This window comes from Enterobacter cloacae complex sp. IR5418 (assembly GCF_049238105.1).
GTDB lineage: Bacteria > Pseudomonadota > Gammaproteobacteria > Enterobacterales > Enterobacteriaceae > Enterobacter > Enterobacter hormaechei.
The window spans coordinates 1-18,491 of the sequence record NZ_JBMKHS010000005.1 but is presented as its reverse complement, the minus strand read 5'-3'; the positions used below and the strand labels follow the sequence as shown (position 1 = coordinate 18,491).

At 57.1% G+C, this 18,491-nt stretch carries 20 protein-coding genes and 1 pseudogene; 11 read left to right on the top strand and 10 right to left on the bottom strand.

Translation table 11 applies throughout. The features are described 5' to 3' along the window. Positions 1-6 precede the first annotated feature (6 nt). The 4 genes from nrdE to ACOTX7_RS05770 form a co-directional block, all read right to left on the bottom strand. Positions 7-2,151 carry a class 1b ribonucleoside-diphosphate reductase subunit alpha gene (gene nrdE / locus ACOTX7_RS05785; protein ID WP_221256367.1) on the bottom strand — a complete coding sequence of 715 codons (2,145 nt, stop codon included), beginning with the start codon at positions 2,149-2,151 and terminating at the stop codon, positions 7-9. Further along, the gene (nrdI, locus tag ACOTX7_RS05780) at positions 2,124-2,534 is read right to left on the bottom strand and encodes a class Ib ribonucleoside-diphosphate reductase assembly flavoprotein NrdI (protein ID WP_221256366.1); all 411 of its coding nucleotides are present in this window, start codon (positions 2,532-2,534) and stop codon (positions 2,124-2,126) included. Before nrdI ends, nrdE begins: the two co-directional genes overlap by 28 nt. Next, entirely contained in the window at positions 2,531-2,770 is a 240-nt protein-coding gene (gene nrdH, locus ACOTX7_RS05775; protein ID WP_032674020.1) for a glutaredoxin-like protein NrdH, read from the bottom strand. Before nrdH ends, nrdI begins: the two co-directional genes overlap by 4 nt. A gap of 243 nt (positions 2,771-3,013) precedes the next feature. Beyond that, positions 3,014-3,340 carry a DUF883 domain-containing protein gene (locus ACOTX7_RS05770; RefSeq protein ID WP_032674019.1) on the bottom strand — a complete coding sequence of 109 codons (327 nt, stop codon included), beginning with the start codon at positions 3,338-3,340 and terminating at the stop codon, positions 3,014-3,016. A gap of 158 nt (positions 3,341-3,498) precedes the next feature. On the opposite strand from ACOTX7_RS05770, the gene ACOTX7_RS05765 reads away from it, so the two are divergent. Beyond that, complete coding sequence (locus ACOTX7_RS05765) at positions 3,499-3,843, top strand: DUF2002 family protein (protein ID WP_006811693.1); 345 nt, start codon at positions 3,499-3,501, stop codon at positions 3,841-3,843. 32 nt (positions 3,844-3,875) lie between these two features. On the opposite strand, the gene alaE is transcribed toward ACOTX7_RS05765, so the two are convergent. After that, on the bottom strand, positions 3,876-4,325 hold the full coding sequence (gene alaE / locus ACOTX7_RS05760) for an L-alanine exporter AlaE (protein WP_006811692.1): 450 nt from the start codon (positions 4,323-4,325) through the stop codon (positions 3,876-3,878). A gap of 496 nt (positions 4,326-4,821) precedes the next feature. Between alaE and stpA the strand changes: the two genes are divergently transcribed. Next, a complete protein-coding gene (stpA, locus tag ACOTX7_RS05755) occupies positions 4,822-5,226 on the top strand; it encodes a DNA-binding protein StpA (protein ID WP_006811691.1) in 405 nt (134 codons plus the stop codon). A gap of 37 nt (positions 5,227-5,263) precedes the next feature. Here the strand turns inward: stpA and ACOTX7_RS05750 are convergent, their stop codons facing one another. Together ACOTX7_RS05750 and ACOTX7_RS05745 are read right to left on the bottom strand one after the other, a co-directional pair. After that, positions 5,264-5,443 (bottom strand): hypothetical protein, encoded by a 180-nt coding sequence (locus ACOTX7_RS05750; protein ID WP_006811690.1) that lies wholly within the window; start codon positions 5,441-5,443, stop codon positions 5,264-5,266. Positions 5,444-5,525: 82 nt separating this feature from the next. After that, complete coding sequence (locus tag ACOTX7_RS05745) at positions 5,526-6,044, bottom strand: rhodanese family protein (RefSeq protein WP_213828342.1); 519 nt, start codon at positions 6,042-6,044, stop codon at positions 5,526-5,528. Between the two features lie 178 nt (positions 6,045-6,222). Here ACOTX7_RS05745 and ACOTX7_RS05740 point away from each other — a divergent pair, with 178 nt between their 5' ends. After that, on the top strand, positions 6,223-6,381 hold the full coding sequence (locus tag ACOTX7_RS05740) for a YqaE/Pmp3 family membrane protein (RefSeq protein WP_003862203.1): 159 nt from the start codon (positions 6,223-6,225) through the stop codon (positions 6,379-6,381). On the opposite strand, the gene ACOTX7_RS05735 is transcribed toward ACOTX7_RS05740, so the two are convergent. Beyond that, positions 6,378-7,307: a LysR substrate-binding domain-containing protein gene (locus ACOTX7_RS05735; RefSeq protein ID WP_221813666.1), complete on the bottom strand. Its 930-nt coding sequence runs from the start codon at positions 7,305-7,307 to the stop codon at positions 6,378-6,380. The two genes, ACOTX7_RS05740 and ACOTX7_RS05735, sit on opposite strands and share 4 nt — an antisense overlap. A 320-nt stretch (positions 7,308-7,627) precedes the next feature. Here ACOTX7_RS05735 and ACOTX7_RS05730 point away from each other — a divergent pair, with 320 nt between their 5' ends. The 6 genes from ACOTX7_RS05730 to ACOTX7_RS05705 all read left to right on the top strand — a co-directional run bounded on the left by ACOTX7_RS05730 (position 7,628) and on the right by ACOTX7_RS05705 (position 15,299). After that, entirely contained in the window at positions 7,628-8,233 is a 606-nt protein-coding gene (locus tag ACOTX7_RS05730) for an ankyrin repeat domain-containing protein (RefSeq protein ID WP_006811686.1), read from the top strand. Positions 8,234-8,341: 108 nt separating this feature from the next. Beyond that, the gene (fdrA, locus tag ACOTX7_RS05725; protein WP_221813667.1) at positions 8,342-9,883 is read left to right on the top strand and encodes an acyl-CoA synthetase FdrA; all 1,542 of its coding nucleotides are present in this window, start codon (positions 8,342-8,344) and stop codon (positions 9,881-9,883) included. Further along, on the top strand, positions 9,883-11,298 hold the full coding sequence (locus ACOTX7_RS05720; protein ID WP_221256363.1) for a DUF1116 domain-containing protein: 1,416 nt from the start codon (positions 9,883-9,885) through the stop codon (positions 11,296-11,298). Before fdrA ends, ACOTX7_RS05720 begins: the two co-directional genes overlap by 1 nt. 11 nt (positions 11,299-11,309) lie before the next feature. Continuing rightward, on the top strand, positions 11,310-12,854 hold the full coding sequence (locus ACOTX7_RS05715) for a hypothetical protein (protein WP_006811683.1): 1,545 nt from the start codon (positions 11,310-11,312) through the stop codon (positions 12,852-12,854). Between the two features lie 107 nt (positions 12,855-12,961). Further along, on the top strand, positions 12,962-13,918 hold the full coding sequence (locus ACOTX7_RS05710; RefSeq protein WP_214592154.1) for a carbamate kinase family protein: 957 nt from the start codon (positions 12,962-12,964) through the stop codon (positions 13,916-13,918). 1 nt (position 13,919) lies between these two features. Then, entirely contained in the window at positions 13,920-15,299 is a 1,380-nt protein-coding gene (locus tag ACOTX7_RS05705; protein ID WP_221813668.1) for an amidohydrolase family protein, read from the top strand. A 111-nt stretch (positions 15,300-15,410) separates the two neighbouring features. On the opposite strand, the gene ACOTX7_RS05700 is transcribed toward ACOTX7_RS05705, so the two are convergent. Further along, on the bottom strand, positions 15,411-16,013 hold the full coding sequence (locus ACOTX7_RS05700) for a short chain dehydrogenase (RefSeq protein ID WP_221256362.1): 603 nt from the start codon (positions 16,011-16,013) through the stop codon (positions 15,411-15,413). 97 nt (positions 16,014-16,110) lie between these two features. Here ACOTX7_RS05700 and ACOTX7_RS05695 point away from each other — a divergent pair, with 97 nt between their 5' ends. Both ACOTX7_RS05695 and ACOTX7_RS05690 read left to right on the top strand, forming a co-directional pair. After that, positions 16,111-16,998, top strand: coding sequence for a LysR family transcriptional regulator (locus ACOTX7_RS05695; protein WP_221256361.1), 888 nt, complete (start codon positions 16,111-16,113; stop codon positions 16,996-16,998). Positions 16,999-17,018: 20 nt separating this feature from the next. Further along, entirely contained in the window at positions 17,019-18,200 is a 1,182-nt protein-coding gene (locus tag ACOTX7_RS05690; protein ID WP_205921581.1) for a PLP-dependent aminotransferase family protein, read from the top strand. Positions 18,201-18,266: 66 nt separating this feature from the next. On the opposite strand, the pseudogene ACOTX7_RS05685 reads toward ACOTX7_RS05690, so the two are convergent. After that, positions 18,267-18,491, bottom strand: a pseudogene (locus ACOTX7_RS05685) (secretion protein HlyD); the annotation flags it as partial.

Here is an 18,491-nt window from a genome sequence, read left to right as displayed (position 1 = left end):
TTCTCCTTACAGCGCGCAGGACACGCAGCCTTCAATTTCGGTACCTTCCAGCGCAAGCTGGCGCAGGCGAATGTAGTACAGCGTTTTAATGCCTTTTTTCCAGGCGTAGATCTGCGCTTTATTGATATCCCGCGTGGTGGCGGTATCCGGGAAGAAGAGCGTCAGCGACAGCCCCTGGTCCACATGTTTGGTCGCCTCGGCGTAGGTATCAATGATCTTCTCCGGCCCGATCTCATAGGCGTCCTGATATAACGCCAGATTCTCGTTGGTCATAAACGGGGCGGGGTAGTAGACGCGCCCGGTTTTGCCTTCCTTACGGATCTCAATCTTCGACACGATGGGGTGAATGCTCGACGTGGCGTGATTGATATAGGAAATGGAGCCGGTCGGCGGCACCGCCTGAAGGTTCTGGTTATAGAGGCCGTAGCGCATCACATCCTCACGCAGCTGGTGCCACATTTCGCGCGTCGGCAGAGTGACACCGGCGCGGGCAAACAGCGCGCGTACTTTTTCGGTTTTCGGCTGCCAGTCGCCTTCCAGATACTGGCTGAAATACTCTCCGCTGGCGTAGCGCGACTGCTCAAAGCCTGCGAACCGCTGGTTGCGCTCGCGCGCCAGCCTCATCGAGGTATGCAGCGCATGCCAGGTGATGGTGTAGAAATAGAGGTTGGTGAAATCCAGCCCTTCCGGGCTGCCGTAGGCGATGCCTTCCCGTGCCAGATAGCCGTGCAGGTTCATCTGCCCAAGGCCGATGGCGTGCGACGCGGCGTTGCCCGCCTCAATGGACGGCACGCTGCGGATGTGGCTCATGTCCGATACCGCCGTCAGCCCGCGAATGGCGGTTTCCACCGTGCGGCCAAAATCGGGCGAATCCATGGTGTGGGCAATATTCAGTGACCCGAGGTTGCAGGAGATATCGTTACCCACGTCCGCGTAGTCGAGGTTCTCGTCGTAGCTGGACGCGCTGTTGACCTGCAAAATCTCCGAGCACAGATTGCTCATGTTGATGCGCCCGGCAATCGGGTTGGCGCGGTTCACCGTGTCCTCATACATGATGTACGGATAGCCGGACTCAAACTGAATTTCAGCAAGCCGCTGGAAGAAATCGCGGGCGTTGATGGTTTTCTTGCGGATGCGATCGTCAGCCACCAGCTCGTCGTACAGCTCGCTTATTGCCACGTCGCCAAAGGCTTTGCCGTAAATACGTTCAATGTCATACGGCGAGAAGAGCGCCATCTCGGCATTCTCCTTAGCCAGCTTAAACGTGATATCCGGGATCACCACGCCGAGCGACAGGGTTTTAATGCGGATTTTTTCGTCGGCGTTTTCACGTTTGGTATCCAGAAAACGCAGAATGTCCGGGTGGTGCGCGTGCAGATAAACTGCGCCCGCGCCCTGACGCGCGCCTAGCTGGTTGGCGTATGAGAAGGCATCTTCCAGCATCTTCATCACCGGGATGACGCCGGAAGACTGGTTTTCGATGCGCTTGATCGGCGCGCCCGCTTCCCGCAGGTTCGAGAGCAGAAACGCCACGCCGCCGCCGCGTTTCGAAAGCTGTAGTGCCGAATTCACCGCGCGGCCAATCGACTCCATATTGTCTTCAATACGCAGCAGGAAGCAGGAGACCAGCTCGCCGCGCTGGGCTTTGCCGCAGTTAAGGAAGGTTGGCGTGGCGGGCTGGAAGCGGCCGGAGAGGATCTCCTCCGTCAGTCTTTCGGCCAGGGCTTCATCGCCCTGCGCCAGCGTCAGCGCCACCATCACGGTGCGATCTTCAAAGCTTTCTAAATAGCGTTTGCCGTCGAAGGTTTTCAGGGTGTAGCTGGTGTAATACTTCCATGCGCCGAGAAACGTCTGGAAGCGAAAACCGCTGGCGTGCGCCCGTTCAAACAAGGCCACCACGAAGGCGCGATCGTAGCGGGTCAGAACGCGCTCTTCGTAATAACCCTCTTTTACCAGCCAGTCGAGACGTTCCTGCTGGCTGCCAAAGACGACGCTGTTCGGGCGTACGTGAGCGGCAAAAAAGGCATCCACCGCCTCACGATCTTTATCAAACTGAATGCGCCCCTCCCGGTCATAGAGGTTTAGCATGGCGTTTAATGCGTGGTAATCCGGCGTCGCCTGAATCACACGTTCTGCGGTTGTCGTTGCCAAAATTCGTTCACTCCTTTACGCACGTTCTCTACGTCCTGCTGTGTCCCCATCAGTTCAAAACGATAGAGATACGGCACGCCGCATTTTTGAGAGATGACATCCCCGGCGCGGGCAAAGGCCTCGCCGAAGTTGCGATTGCCTGCCGCGATCACGCCGCGAATCAGCTGCCGGTTATGGGGATTGTTCAGAAAGCGGATCACCTGACGGGGCACAGCCCCCGCCGTGCCGCCACCGCCGTAGCTGGGCACCACCAGAATGTAGGGTTCCTCTACCTGAATCCGCTCCCGCTCATTTAGCGGAATGCGTATCGCGGGCAGCCCGAGGCGCTCCATAAACCGAAGCGTGTTTTCCGAGCTGCTGGAAAAGTAGACCAGCCTGCTCATGCACTGACGCCCTGCGCGGCAAGACGGTTGATCATGTCCGGGCGAAAGCCCGACCAGCTGGTCTCACCGGCAACCACCACCGGAAGCTGACGGAAACCCTGCGCGCGCAGGAGGTCTGCCGCGTCGGGCACGTGATCAATATTGACCATCTCAAATGCCACGCCGCGGCTCTCCATCGCCCGTTTCGTGGCGTGGCACTGAACACAATCGTTACGAGTGTAAATAATAATGCTCATGATTCGTATTTCCATTTAGAATGAGAGAACGGCGCGAGTAAACGCGTCATGTTGTGTGTGTCTTGCTAAAGGGAATACTAGATGTAGTTACGATAAGTTTCAACCACACAAGATATGGGAAATTCAGATTGATAAGGCCCCAATGATGAGCCTGGCGGGGCAGGGCGGGCTGCGCGGGTTTTTCAGGCTTTCAGGCAAAGAAAAGCCCCGGCGCCTGAGGCTACCGGGGCTGAGAACGCGCGCTTATTTACGCAGGCTAAGCAGGGCGCCGACAAAAATGCCGACCGCCGCGACCGTTCCCAGCGTACAGAGCGGTTTTTCACGCACGAAGGTGGTGGCGCAGCTGGCCATGTCGCAGGCCGCCTGAGTGGTACGTGAGCGCCCATTCATTCTTGCCCGCGTTTCACGCAGCAGAGACTGAGCCTTACGTTTCGCGGCATCTGCTTCGTCCTTCGCATCAGAGCCCCAGGATTTCAATACGGCTTCCAGCGTGTCCGCTAATTGGCTGACATCGTTACGAATATCCTGTGTGTCGTCATTCATATCGTTTCGGTTCGGTCTGTTAAACATACGATCCTCCATAATTTGCGTTCCCGTTTAGTTTAGTTCAGAAATGTAATATCTGAAGCGAGTCACGGCTTATCGGGCAGTTTATGGAATATTCTGAAAGCCCTGCTAATGCTGAATACTGTAAGGTTGCCGGGCAGGAATGATAATGAGGAAAAGATATGTATTTACGACCCGATGAGGTGGCGCGCGTTCTTGAAAAAGAAGGGTTCACCATGGATGAGGTAACATCAAAAGCGTACGGATATCGCCGTGGTGAGAATTATGTTTACGTCAACCGTGAAGCAAGAATGGGGCGTACGGCTCTCATTATTCACCCGACACTTAAAGACAGAAGCCTGTCATTTGCTGAGCCAGCCTCGGATATTAAAACCTGCGATCATTATCAGCAATTTCCGCTCTATTTAGGCGGCGAGACGCATGAGCATTATGGTATTCCGCACGGTTTCAGCTCGCGTATGGCGCTGGAGCGGTTCCTGAAAGGGCTGTTTGGCGACGTACAATAACTCCGCGACTGGCATGAGCCAGTCGCCTTACCTTACGCTTTTGCCTGAGCATAAGGACTGACTTTAAACAGGCGGCGGCAGTAGTCAAGAAAGTACCCGTACACCGCGCCCATCAGCATCGATACCACGATATTTGAACTTACCGCGGCGGCGATTTGATGCCAGTCTGCGCCCACCGTCAGCAAAATAACCACATACACCGGCGACTGGAACGTCACGTAGGCCAGCACATCCGCCAGGTTTTTTGCCCAACCCGCCGGGCTAATACGCCGGGCTACACGCATCACTGCATCGCGGTACAGTCCGTACGGCCAGGCAATCATGATATTCACCGGAATGGCCACCAGGCGCGACGAGAGGGATTGCTCAAAGGACATTCCCGACAGGAAAATTTCAATCAGCATATTCACGACGGAACAGTAAACGACCATCGCGAACGTATCCGCTACCGCATGGCGCAGGCGAGACTGCGGTGAGAACATGTCTGAACTCCTCGAACAGGACAAAAAAGTGGCGTTTTACCTGCGGCCTTTAGTGCTTTAGGTTGGTGTGTTTTGAGTGTATAGCGTATCTCTCTGGCTTTTATCTAACAAGTAGTGATTAATTTTTATTTACAGGCGCTTTAGCCATAAAACTCTCTAAAGTTGTGTGGTTTTTGCACGCTTCGTTATTTTCTCTCCCCGACGCTATTTTGTTAATAGAAATCAAGCCATTAGTTAGCCTGTGCGTACGTGGATCGTCTGTTGCATGGGGGATTGGAGACTATTTCTTGAACAGTTTTAAACAGGGGTTTTTGGCCAGGCAACGGGCGGTATATTACGCCTTAAAACAGGCAGATATTTCGGGGTTATATTAACGGGATATTCTAAAACATTTACAATAATGTCAAAACGACAGGGTGGGTAGATATCAGAACCAAAATCAATTATTCTGTTGCCTGATTCAGGTTATACACGCGAAGAAAGGTTTTTCATTATTATGGCTTTAACGTTACAGAATCTTAATAATATTCGTACCCTCCGGGCGCTGGCTCGTGAATTATCCATGGACGTTCTGGAAGAAGTGCTGGAAAAATTCCGGATGGTCACTGAAGAAAAACGCAGCGAGCAGGCTGAATTAGAGCGTCAACGCGCTGAACAGCAGGATAAAATTAATGCTCTGCTGGAACTGATGAAAGCTGACGGTATTTCTCCGAGCGATCTGTTAGGCAGTGACCTGGCGCAGGCGGGTCAGCCGACGAAAAAACGTAAAGCGCGTGCGGCGAAGTATCGTTTTATTGACGCGAACGGTGAAGAGAAAACGTGGACCGGTCAGGGACGTACGCCAAAGCCAATTGCGACCGCACTGGCAAACGGTAAATCTCTTGATGATTTCCTGATCTGATGATTATTCGGGCGGTGTATTCCGCCCGATTATTGCCTTAGCAGACGCCAAAGTCACCTTCTTCGGAGTACAGCACCACGTCCGCCGCTTTCAGGTGATATTTCTCACCCTGCTCATTGCTGGCCTGTACAGCCACAATGTTTTCACCATTCACTTCGAGCACTTTCAGTTTCGGACCGCCCTGACGCGGTTGGACATAATCACCGACAGAAAACATAGCACCTCCTCATTGTTTTAACGATCTTCACCATAGCCCACGTCCGGAACGGGGTACAGCCTAATCTTTCAGATACTCCTTATCAGGTACGTCGGTTCCACGGCATCACTTTCAGCAGTCGCGCCATACCGCAAAAGCCCGTCACACCGGCAAACACCAGCCCGGCGCCCACAAAACCGCTCAGCAGGAAAAAGCCGCTGGAGACGCTGTAACCGAGCACCACGCCGCAAAGGATTAACAGCCCGGCGGCGATCTGCACCTGACGCATCAGCGGAAGCGGCTGCGATCGATCCTCAACGGTCAGCAGCCCGGCCTGTTTCCAGCCCTGAATGCCTCCCTCCACCACGAAGGCGTGCGCAGGGGACGCGGCCTGCGCCAGACGCGCATCATTGTTTGAAGTTCGTGCGCCGGACTGACAGTGGAAAATCACCGTTTCTCCCGGCGCTGCGTTAAGCCCACCGGGTAACGAATCCAGCGGAATGGAGTGCGCCGCCGGAATATGTTCGCGGGCATACTCGTCGGGGTCGCGAATATCGATAAGTTTGGCGCCTTCAGCAATCAGCGCGTCTGCCTGTTGCGGCGAAATAAGAGGAAGAGACATTGTGTTTCCTTACGGTTATGTTCCGTACAGTAGAGCATTTAAGGCAGGGTTTAAGCCAGTGTAAAGAGGGTAAAGGCTGGTAAAAGCGCGAGAGAGGAATGGCAGTTACCCGTAAACTGGCTACGCTTAGAGAAGTGTCTCTTATAATTTTCAATTGGTTAGCTTGCACGGAGTCTTTATGGGTTTTTGGCGTGTTGTCTTTACGATTATTCTCCCGCCGCTGGGCGTGCTGCTTGGCAAGGGGCTGGGCTGGGCATTTATCCTGAACATTCTTCTGACCATCCTGGGCTACTTCCCGGGTCTTATCCACGCGTTTTGGGTTCAGACGAAGAGCTAGGTACGCCACAGTAAGTCGCTGTAGATCCGGGTCAGCAGGCCCTCAGGGCCAAACTGCTGTTTGATCCAGCGCGTGACCTGACCGGTCGCCGCATGCTGCGTGGCGAGCAGCATGCGCGAATCCTGACGCGGATTATTGATCCGCCGCGTTACCAACAGCCCGTCCTCCACCGCCTCACGCGTCATATATTCCGGTAAAAAGCCAATACCTTCCCCCAGGATCTGACACTGGCATTTGGTGTTGAAGTCCGGCACCAGAATTGCCTCCTGCCCGTGAAGCAGCCAGCCGACTTTCTTGTTGATGGTATGCGCGGTGTCCTCGACCATGATATTGGGATACAGACGCAGCTGACTTTCTGAAATGGGCTGCGGGGCAAACGCCAGCGGATGGGTGGGTGCGATGGCAAATACCCAGCGGATCGCGCCTATTTCGGTGTAATCGATGCCGCCGCCGTCCAGCAGCGTATCCGGCGCGCCAATGGCGATATTGGCCTGATTATTAATGATGGAATCCCAGACGCCGTTATACACCTCGGTCGTCACCGTGATCTGGCAGGTGGGAAACTGTTTTTTCAGCACCTGGAGCAAACGCGCGGTATGGCGTGGCGTATACAAAAGCTGATTTATGCAGATGCGCACCCGCGTCTCAATGCCCTGCGAAATGGTATCAATCCCGCGCTTGATAGCATGAAAGTCATTCAGCAGGTCGGTCGCTTTACGATAAAAATAAAAACCGGATTCGGTCAGCTCAATGCTGCGCGTGTTGCGCACAAACAACACCACGTCCAGCCCGGTCTCCATGCGTTTGATGGTGTAACTGATGGCGGAGGTGGTCACGCCCAGCTCGGCAGCCGCTTTGCTAAAACTGCCAAAACGTGCCGCGGTGGTGAAGGCCAGCAAATTCTCTTCGGTAAAGATGGAATTCATATTACGCCTCCTGGCCATCATCAGTTTTGAACATATTTTAACAGCGACGTTACATCAGAGTTGATGCCGATCACAGTTCTGTCTTTTTACGTAGACCTGCGCTGTGCAAGGCTTTTTCAGCCATAAGGATAATGCAGCCTGAGGCGCGTAAAAGCGGTAAACCATAAGAAAAAGGTTGCACAGACGCACGTTTTTGCCGGACTGTTGAATTTAACTCAACAATCAATTGCGTGTCGATGAATCATTTTTAAGCGGATTCTTTTATGACCAGGCTGTTGCTATTCTCAGCTCATCAGAAGTGAAATAGAGGGAGTCTGAATATGTCTGCAACTGCACTGGTTACAGAATTTCTGCTGGCGGCAGAAGAGGGCAATATCGACGCGCTAAAAGCCTGCCTGGAGAAAGGCGTGGATATTAACGCCACCAACCGCCAGAAAAGAACCGCCATTATTATTGCCAGCCTGAAAAAGCATTACGCCTGTGTTGAATTTTTAATTGCCGCCGGGGCGGATATTGATAAACAGGACCAGACCTGTTTTAACCCCTTCCTGATCAGCTGCCTGACCAATGATTTAACCCTGCTGCGCATTGTCCTTCCGGCAAATCCGGATCTCGACCGCCTGACGCGCTTTGGCGGCGTGGGCATTACCCCTGCCAGTGAAAAAGGGCACGTTGAAATCGTGCGTGAGCTGCTGGAAAAAACCGACATCAACGTTAACCACACCAATTTTGTCGGCTGGACGCCGCTGCTGGAAGCCATCGTGCTCAACGACGGCGGCGCAACGCAGCAGGAAATTGTGAAGCTGCTGCTGGATCACGGCGCGAACCCGCACATGACCGATAAATACGGCAAAACCCCGCTCGAACTGGCGCGGGAAAAAGGCTTCAACGCGATCGCAGACCTGCTGCTGGCGGCAGGCGCATAGCGCATTCGGCCAGCCTGCCCCTGGCTGGCCGTTAATCAAAAAACGCATTGTTACCGACGTGCATTTAGCACGACGGCGGCCCCCTTTTATCGTAAACAGGTGAAAATAATGCCAACCAAAATCGTCATAAAAAAGAATACGTATTTCGATTCGGTTTCCTTAATGTCGGTTTCCACCAAAGCCAATAAATTGCCGGGCGTCGAGCAGGCATTTGTGGCGATGGCGACGGAAATGAACAAAGGCGTATTAAAAAATCTCGGGCTGCTTACGCCGGAATTAGCGGACGCGAAAAACGGCGACCTGATGATCGTGATTAAAGGCGACGCGGCGAATGATGAAACCCTTGCCGCCATTGAAGCGTTATTCACGCGTAAAGAGCGCGCGGGGTCCCATGAAGCACGCTACGCGACGCTTGCCAGCGCCAAAGCCCATCGCCCGGACAGCAACCTTGCGGTGATATCCGTCAACGGCACCTTTGCCGCCCGCGAAGCGCGTCAGGCGCTGGAAAACGATCTTAACGTGATGCTGTTCTCCGATAACGTGTCGCTGGACGATGAACTGGCGCTGAAGCAGCTGGCGCATGAGAAAGGGTTGCTGATGATGGGGCCGGACTGCGGGACCGCCATCATCAACGGTGCGGGCTTGTGCTTCGCCAACGCGGTGCGTCGCGGGCCGATTGGCATCGTTGGCGCCTCCGGCACCGGTAGCCAGGAGCTGAGCGTGCGCATTCACGAGTTCGGCGGCGGCGTGTCGCAGCTGATTGGCACTGGCGGGCGCGATCTCAGCGAAAAGATTGGTGGCCTGATGATGCTCGATGCCATCGACATGCTGGAAGCGGACGACGCGACCCAGGTGATAGCGCTCATCTCCAAACCGCCTGCACCCGCGGTGGCAGAGAACGTGCTGGCCCGGGCGCGCGCCTGCCGCAAGCCTGTTGTCGTCTGTTTCCTGGGCCGCAACGAACCGCCTGCCGATGAAGACGGCTTGCAGTTTGCTCGCGGTACCAAAGAGGCGGCGCTGAAAGCGGTGCTGCTTACCGGCATTAAAAAAGAGTCGCTGGATTTACACCCGCTCAACTGGCCGCTGATCGAAGAGGTGCGCGCCCGCCTGACGCCGCAGCAGAAGTACATTCGCGGCCTGTTCTGCGGCGGCACCCTGTGCGACGAAGCGATGTTTGCCGCGCTGGAGAAGTTTGATGACGTTTACAGCAACATCCAGCCGGATCCGGCCAGGCGTCTGAAGGACATCAGCGTCAGCCAGGCCCACACCTTCCTTGATTTCGGTGACGACGATTTCACCAACGGCAAACCACACCCGATGATCGACCCGACCAACCGCATCAGCCGCCTGCTACAGGAAGCGCGCGATCCGCAGGTGGGCGTCATCGTCATGGACTTCGTGCTCGGCTTTGGCGCGCACGAGGATCCGGTGGGGGTGATGATCGAGGCGATCAAAGAGGCGCAGGCCATCGCGAAGGCCGATAACCGTCCGCTGGAGATCCTCGGCTACGTGCTCGGCACCGACCAGGATCCGCAGTCGCTGGCGCAGCAGTGCCAGTTGCTGACTGACGCAGGCGTCATCTGGGCCAGCAGCAGCACCAATACCGGATTACTGGCACGCGAATTTGTCTGCAAAGGGGAGAGAGCATAATGACCACCTTATTCAACCAGCCGCTGAACGTGATTAACGTCGGCATTGCGATGTTCAGCGACGACCTCAAAAAACAGCACGTTCCCGTGACCCAGCTCGACTGGACGCCGCCGGGGCAGGGCAATATGCAGGTGGTGGAGGCGCTCGACCAGCTGGGGGAAAAACCGCTGGCGGAGAAAATTGCCGCCGCGAACAAAATTGCCCTTGAGCGCATTATTCAGTCCCATCCGGTGCTGGTGGGCTATGACCAGGCCATTAACGTGGTGCCGGGCATGACCCGTACGACCATTCTGCATGCCGGTCCGCCTGTCACCTGGGAAAACATGTGCGGGGCGATGAAAGGCGCGGTGACTGGCGCGCTGGTGTTTGAAGGGCTGGCGACGGATCTGGAGGACGCCGCAAGGCTGGCGGCTTCCGGCGACATCACCTTCTCGCCTTGCCACGAGCACGACTGCGTCGGCTCCATGGCGGGCGTTACCTCTGCCTCAATGTTTATGCACATTGTTGAGAACAAAACGTACGGCAACCGCGCCTTCACCAACCTCAGCGAGCAGATGGCGAAGATCCTGCGCATGGGCGCTAACGACCAGAGCGTGATTGACCGTCTGAACTGGATGCGCGACGTGCTCGGCCCGATGCTGCGCGACGCGATGAAGATTATCGGCGAAATCGACCTGCGCCTGATGCTGGCCCAGGCGCTGCATATGGGCGACGAGTGCCACAACCGCAACAACGCGGGCACCACGCTGCTGATCCAGGCGCTGACGCCGGGGCTGATCCAGGCGGGCTATCCGGTGGCGCAGCAGCGTGAGGTGTTCGAGTTTGTCGCCAGCAGCGACTACTTCTCCGGCCCGACGTGGATGGCGATGTGTAAGGCCGCGCTGGACGCCGCGCACGGCATTGAGTACAGCACCGTCGTCACCACCATGGCGCGCAACGGCTACGAATTCGGCCTGCGCGTTTCCGGCCTGCCGGGGCAGTGGTTCACCGGCCCGGCGCAGCAGGTGATCGGCCCGATGTTCGCGGGCTATAAGCCGGAAGATTCCGGGCTGGATATCGGCGACAGCGCGATTACCGAAACCTACGGCATCGGCGGCTTTGCGATGGCGACGGCCCCGGCCATCGTGGCGCTGGTGGGCGGCACGGTGGAGGAAGCCATCGACTTTTCCCGCCAGATGCGCGAGATCACCCTCGGTGAAAACCCGAACGTCACCATTCCGCTGCTGTCGTTTATGGGCATCCCGACCGCGATCGACATCACCAGAGTCGCGGGCAGCGGCATTCTGCCGGTCATCAATACCGCCATTGCCCATAAAGATGCGGGCATCGGCATGATTGGGGCGGGCATCGTTCACCCGCCGTTTAGCTGTTTTGAAAAGGCGCTGTTGACCTTCCGCGATCGCTACTTTTTATAAGGCTTGCATCCATGAAAAACATGAAACTGGAGTGGAAAAGAGGTGACTGGGCGGCGTATTTCGGGTTGATGACCAACAACCTGACCAATTTGCTGACCATGATGGGGTTGCTCATTTTTGTCGTCGGCATCCCGAAGGAGATTGTTTATGGACGCATCGCGCCAGCCTTCGGGCTGGCGGTGCTGGTGGCGAGCGTGTGCTATGCCTGGTTTGGCCTGCAAATGGCGCGCGCCACCGGACGAACGGACGTCACTGCGCTGCCGTCCGGCCCGAGCGCGCCGTCGATTTTTACCGTGACCTTCCTGGTCTTAATGCCCGTCTACCAGCAAACCGGCGATGCAGATTTCGCGATTCAGATTGGCCTGGTGTGGTGCTTTGTGGAAGCGATGATCCTCGCGGGCGGTTCCTTCCTCGGGGAGACCATCCGCAAGATGATCCCGCGCACCGTGCTGCTGTCGTGCCTGTCCGGTCTTGGCCTGCTATTGCTGGCGATGAACCCGATGTTGCAGGCGTTCGAAGCGCCCACCGTGTCGTTCATTGTTCTGCTGCTGATTTTTATCAACTGGTTCGGTAAAAAGCCGATTTTCGCCCGTATCCCGACCGGCCTGCTGCTGCTGATTGCCGGTACTCTGCTGGCGTGGATCTCTGGCCTGCAAAGCCCGGAGGCGATTAAAGCGTCCATGTCCTCCTTCGGCTTTAACCCGCCGGAAGTGCACGTGGACAGCTTTATGCAGGGGCTGCCGCACGCGCTGCCGTACCTGGCGTCCGCCGTTCCGCTGGGGCTGGCGAACTACATCTTTGACCTGGAGAACATCGAAAGCGCCCACGCGGCGGGGGATGAGTACCCGACCCGCAAGGTAATGCTGGCGAACGGTCTGGCCTCCATGCTCGGCTGTCTGATGGGCAATCCGTTCCCGGTCACGGTTTACGTCGGCCATCCCGGCTGGAAAGCGATGGGGGCCAGCATCGGCTACACGCTGGCGTCCGGCGTGACCATGTTCATCGTGCCGCTATTCGGGCTGGGGGCGTTTATGCTCGCCATCATTCCGATGACCGCCATCGTGCCGATTCTGGTGTTTATCGGCGTTGTCACCGCCAACCAGGTGGTGCGGGAAACCCCCAAAGTGGAAGTGCCCGTCATCTTCATCTGCCTGTTCCCGTGGATCGCTAACTGGGCGCTGACCATGATGAACAGCGTGATGAGCGCGGCGGGCACCAGCGCGGCGAAAATCGGCACCGACGTGCTGCACAGCAAAGGGATCTACTACGAAGGCCTGATGCATCTCGGCAACGGCGCGCCGCTCGCCAGCATGCTCTGGGGCTGTATCGCCATCTTCGCCATCATCAACAAACCGCTGCGCGGGGCTGTCGCCGCCGCCGGTGGAGCGCTGCTGGCGCTGTTTGGCGTGATCCACGCCCCGGTGGTGGGCTTTGCGGAAGGCAGTTCCCTGATGTTCGTCACGGCCTACCTGATGATGGGCGGGATGTTTGTGGTGAAGCATTTCCTCGACAGCCGGGAAGCGGCGAGCGCTGCTGCACCGGTATCTGAAGCTTAAGGCATTGCCCCTCACCCCAAAAGGGAGAGGGTGTAATCGTCCCCTCTCCCCTTTGGGGAGAGGGTTAGGGTGAGGGGAACATACCGCACCATTGCGAAGGAAAACGTATGAAAGAGCTTATGGTCGTCGCCATCGGCGGCAACAGCATTATCAAAGACAACGCCAGCCAGTCGGTTGAACATCAGGCGCAGGCGGTGAAAGCGGTGGCAGAGTCAGTGCTCGAAATGCTGGCCTCGGACTATGACATCGTGCTTACCCACGGTAACGGCCCACAGGTGGGGCTGGATCTGCGCCGCGCCGAGATCGCCCACGAGCGGGAAGGGCTGCCGCTGACCCCGCTGGCGAACTGCGTGGCGGACACCCAGGGCGGCATCGGCTACCTGATCCAGCAGGCGCTTAACAACCGTCTGGCGGCGCGCGGGGAGCAGAAAGCGGTCACGGTCGTCACCCAGGTGGAGGTGGATAAAAACGATCCTGGCTTTACGCACCCGACGAAACCGATCGGCGCGTTCTTCAGCGAGGCACAGCGCGATGAACTGCAACTCGCACACCCGGACTGGCATTTTGTTGAGGATTCAGGCCGGGGCTATCGTCGCGTGGTGGCCTCACCGCAGCCGCGGCGCATCGTTGAGGCGGATGCGATCAAGGCGCTGACGCAGAAAGGGTTTGTGGTGATCGGCGCGGGCGGCGGAGGCATTCCCGTGGTGCGCAGTGAACAGGGGGATTATCAGAGCGTGGACGCGGTGATTGATAAAGATCTCTCCACCGCGCTGCTGGCGCGTGAGATCGGCGCCGACGTGCTGGTGATCACCACCGGCGTGGAGAAAGTGTGCATTAACTTCGGCAAGCCAAACCAGCAGGCGCTGGACACCGTGAACGTGGCGCAAATGACGTGCTACATGGACGAAGGCCACTTCCCGGCGGGCAGCATGTTACCCAAAATCGTCGCCTCGCTGGAGTTTTTACACCACGGCGGCAAGCGCGTGATCATCACCGCGCCGGACTGCCTGCCCGCCGCGCTGCGTGGCGAAAACGGCACCCACATTGTTAATGAAGGAAGATAAGATGAGTGAGAATAAAAGCCGCCGCGAGTTTATCAGCCAGAGCGGCAAAATGGTTACCGCCTGCGCGCTGTTTGGCGTCACGGGTTCCGTCGCGTATGCTGCGGATACCGCAAAGGCAACCTGCGAGACGGGTAAACCGATGAACATCACCGCAAAACATTACTATCTCGACAACGTGCTGCTGGAGGCCGGGTTTAACGTCGACGGCAGCGTGGCGACGAGTACCCGCACCGAGCTGAAAACGCTGGAGATTAAAGACGGAAAGATCGTCGCCCTGCGCGATAACAACAGCCATGCCGACGCGACCCTGCCGCACTTCGACGCGGGTAAAAAGCTGATGCTTCCGGCGATGCGCGACATGCACATCCATCTGGATAAAACCTTCTATGGCGGTCCATGGCGGTCGCTCAACCGTCCGGCGGGCACCACCATTCAGGACATGATCCGCCTGGAGCAGAAGCTGCTGCCGGAATTACAGCCCTACACGCAAGAACGCGCCGAAAAGCTGATCGACCTGATCCAGTCCAAAGGCTCCACCATTGCCCGCAGCCACTGCAACATAGAGCCGGTTTCCGGCCTGAAAAACCTGGAAAATTTGCAGGCGGTACTGGCGCGCCGTAAGCCAGGTTTTGACTGTGAAATTGTTGCCTTCCCGCAGCACGGCCTGCTGCTGTCCAACGCTGAAAAGCTGATACGCGAGGCGATGCAGGCCGGGGCGCACTACGTGGGCGGGCTGGACCCGACCAGCGTCGACGGCGCGATGGAAAAATCCCTCGACACCATGTTCCAGATTGCGCTGGATTACGACAAAGGGGTGGACATTCACCTGCACGAAACCAGTCCGGCGGGCGTGGCGGCGGTGAACTACATGGTGGAAACCGTGGAGAAAACCCCGGCGCTGAAGGGCAAGCTGACCATCAGCCACGCCTTCGCCCTGGCAACACTCAACGAACAGCAGGTGGATGAGATCGCCACCCGCATGGCGGCGCAGCAGGTGACGATCGCTTCCACCGTGCCGATTGGCACCCTGCACATGCCGCTGAAGCAACTCCGTGAAAAGGGCGTGTTTGTGATGACGGGCACCGACAGCGTGATCGACCACTGGTCGCCGTACGGTCTGGGGGACATGCTGGAAAAAGCCAATCTTTACGCCCAGCTCTATATTCGCCCGAACGAGCAGACGCTTTCGCGCGCGTTGGGCATCGCCACCGGCGACGTGCTGCCGCTGAACGATAAAGGTGAACGCGTGTGGCCGAAAGCGCAGGACGACGCCAGCTTTGTGCTGGTAGACGCCTCCTGTTCCGCCGAGGCCGTGGCGCGTATTTCACCGCGCACCGCGACGTTCCATAAGGGAAATCTGGTCTGGGGTACGGTGGGGTAAAAGCGAGCCGGGTGACGGCTTCGCCTTACCCGGCCTACAAAAAACCTCAAATCGTAGGCCGGGTAAGCGCAGCGCCACCCGGCAATGCCATATACTCGCCGCCCGTAGGGTTTAATAACCCACCTTATACACCCGCCCGCTCTGCACCCCTTCCACGCTGCGGCGGTAGGCCTGCGCAACGGTCGCGGCGGGGACGCTTTCAAAGCCGGGGAAGAAACCATCGTAGGCGTCGACAGATTCCGTCAGCACCGTCGGGCTGATCAGATTAATGCGAATACCGCGCGGCAGTTCACAGGCCGCGGCGCGCACAAACCCTTCCAGCGCCGCATTCACCGTAGTGGCATTGACCCCCTGAGCAATCGGCTCGTGCGCCACAATGCCGCTTATCAGCGTAATCGAGCCGCCTTCGTTCAGGTAGCGCTGGCCGGTCAGCGCCAGACGCACCTGCCCCAGTAGCTTATCCTGCAAACCCTGGTTGAACTCGCCGTCGGTCATGGTTGCAAGCGGGCCAAAGTGCACCCCTCCGCTGGCGGAGACGATCGCATCTACCGGGCCGATTTTCTCAAACAGCGCCTGTACGCTCGCCTGCGAGGTGATATCCACCTGATAGTCACCCTGCGTGCGACCCACGCGGATCACCTCGTGGCGACGGCTTAGCTCTTCCGTTACTGCACGACCGACCGTACCGCTGGCACCAATAATCACGATTTTCATAGCAGACTCCTTATGTTGTGAGCCTTCATTCTTTAATAAATAAAAATTCAGATAAACTGGGCAAATGTTAGATGATTGCTAACCAGAGGTTTGTAATATGGATAAGCTTCGCGGGATGGAGACGTTCATCGCGGTGGTGGAAAGCGGCAGCTTTACCGGCGCGGCGGCCCGGCTGGAGATGTCGGCGGTGATGGTCGGAAAGTATATTGCGCTGCTGGAGTCGCAGCTTGGCACGCGGCTGCTGGAGCGCAATACCCGTCGCCAGAGCCTGACAGATGCCGGACGCGTTTATTTCGAAGAGGCCAGGCGCGTGCTGGAGCAGGTCTCGATTGCGGAACGCGCGGTGGAGCGCCTGCGCGCCACGCCTGCTGGCACCCTGCGCGTGACGGCGCCCACCTCGTTTGGCGGCTGCGTTATCGCGCCTCTGACGGCCACGTTTTTGCAGCACTACCCGGAAGTACGCATCGAACTGGATCTCACCAACCGAATGGTGGATCTTGTTGAGGAAGGGGTCGATCTGGCCATTCGCATCGGTGAGATCCGTCATGAGGATCTGGTGGCGAAATACCTGTGCCCCTACAACATGGTGATCTGCGCCGCGCCGGATTATCTGGCGCGTCACGGTACGCCGCAAACGCCAGCCGACCTGGTGGATCACCTGTGTCTGTCGCACACGGTATGGACGGCGCGTAACGAGTGGCGGCTGCCGGGAGTGGAAGGCGAGGTGCGCTGGAAGCGTGATGCCGTCTTACGATGCAATGACGGCTACGGCTTACGCATGGCGGCGCGCGCCGGGGCAGGACTCTTGCTGCAACCGGAAGTGCTGGTAGCGGAAGAGCTGGCAAGCGGCAGGCTGATACGGGTGCTGGAGCCGTTCACCCCGGCACCGAGGCCGGTGCATTTATTGTGGCGTCAGGATTTGCGTCCGCTGCCTAAGCTAACGGAATTTATTGCCCATATTCTGCTAAGATTGGGCACAATATAAAAAAAGAAGGTACGCAAAGAATGTCTGCAAACAAACTCGCCAGCAGCGCGCAGGGCCTGCAATCGTCTGCCATCCGTGAATTATTAAAACATAGCAAAATGGCGGGCGTGATTTCGCTGGGTGGCGGTATTCCAAACCCGGACCTGTTCGATCACGAAGGATTAAAAATCGCCGCTGATGCCGTGCTGTCTCAGCATTTTGGCGAAGCGTTCCAGTACGGCCTGACGGAAGGCGTGCCGGGGCTGCGCGAAGAGATCCAACGCATCTGTGAAGGTCGCGGCATCGCCTGTAAAGCCGATGACGTGGTCATTACTTCCGGCTCTCAACAGTCTCTGGATGTGCTGGCGCGGGCATTAATCAACCCGGGCGATACGGTCGTCGTTGAGCGTCCTACCTATCTCGCCGCGTTGCAGGTCTTTGGCCTGGCGCAGGCGAATTTTGAATCCGTCGGCACCGACGGCGACGGCATGAAGGTAGATGAACTTGAAGCGCTGGTGGCAACCAAAACCATCAAAGCGGTTTATATCGTGCCAACCTTTGGTAACCCGGGCGGCGTGACGCTCTCCGAAGCGCGTCGTAAACAGCTGGTGGAATTATCGAAGCGCCATGACTTCGTGATTATCGAAGACGACCCGTACAGCGAAATTAACTACACCGATGAAGTGTTCCGCCCGCTGATTGCCCATGCCAAAGATATCGGCAATGAGGATAACGTGGTCTACACCTCCACCTTCTCTAAAATCCTTGCGCCGGGCACCCGCGTGGGCTGGGTGCTGGTGCCGGAGTGGCTGAAGCGCGCGGTGGTGAACCTCAAGCAAACCACCGATCTGCACACCAGCACGCTGTCGCAGTTAATGACGTACGAGTATCTGAAAACCGGTCGTCTGGCGAATCAGATTAAAATGATCCGCGAAGCCTATCGCCAGAAATACCAGACGTTCGCAACGGAACTGGAAGCCGAGCTGGGCGATGTGATGTCGTTCCACAAGCCAAAGGGCGGCATGTTCCTGTGGGCGAAAATGAACAACGGCATCAATACGACAAAATGGCTGGAAAAAACGTTGAGCAACGGCGTGGTGTTTGTGCCGGGTGAGTTCTTCTACTGCAACGAGCCGGACCACACCACGCTGCGCATGTCTTTCGTTACTCCAACGGATGAGCAGCTTAAAGAAGCGGTTCGACGTTTGAAGATATCGCTGTAACCTGATACAGCAGCGTCAGCTCTCAGAAGTAGGCCGGGTAAGGCGTAGCCGCCACCCGGCGTTTGACTACCGCTCCCGCAGCGCCTCCTTCGCCCGGTTAAACAGCTTGATCATATAATCCAGCACCGTTTTCTCCCCGGTCTTAATATCCACCGTCGCTATCATCCCCGGCACGATCGAAAAGTGTCTGCCCGCCTTATTCACCAGATAATCCTGGCTGGTACGGATAAACACCGACTTTGTTGAATAAATCGAACTTTTGCTGAGTTGAAGGATCAGATCACGCATCTT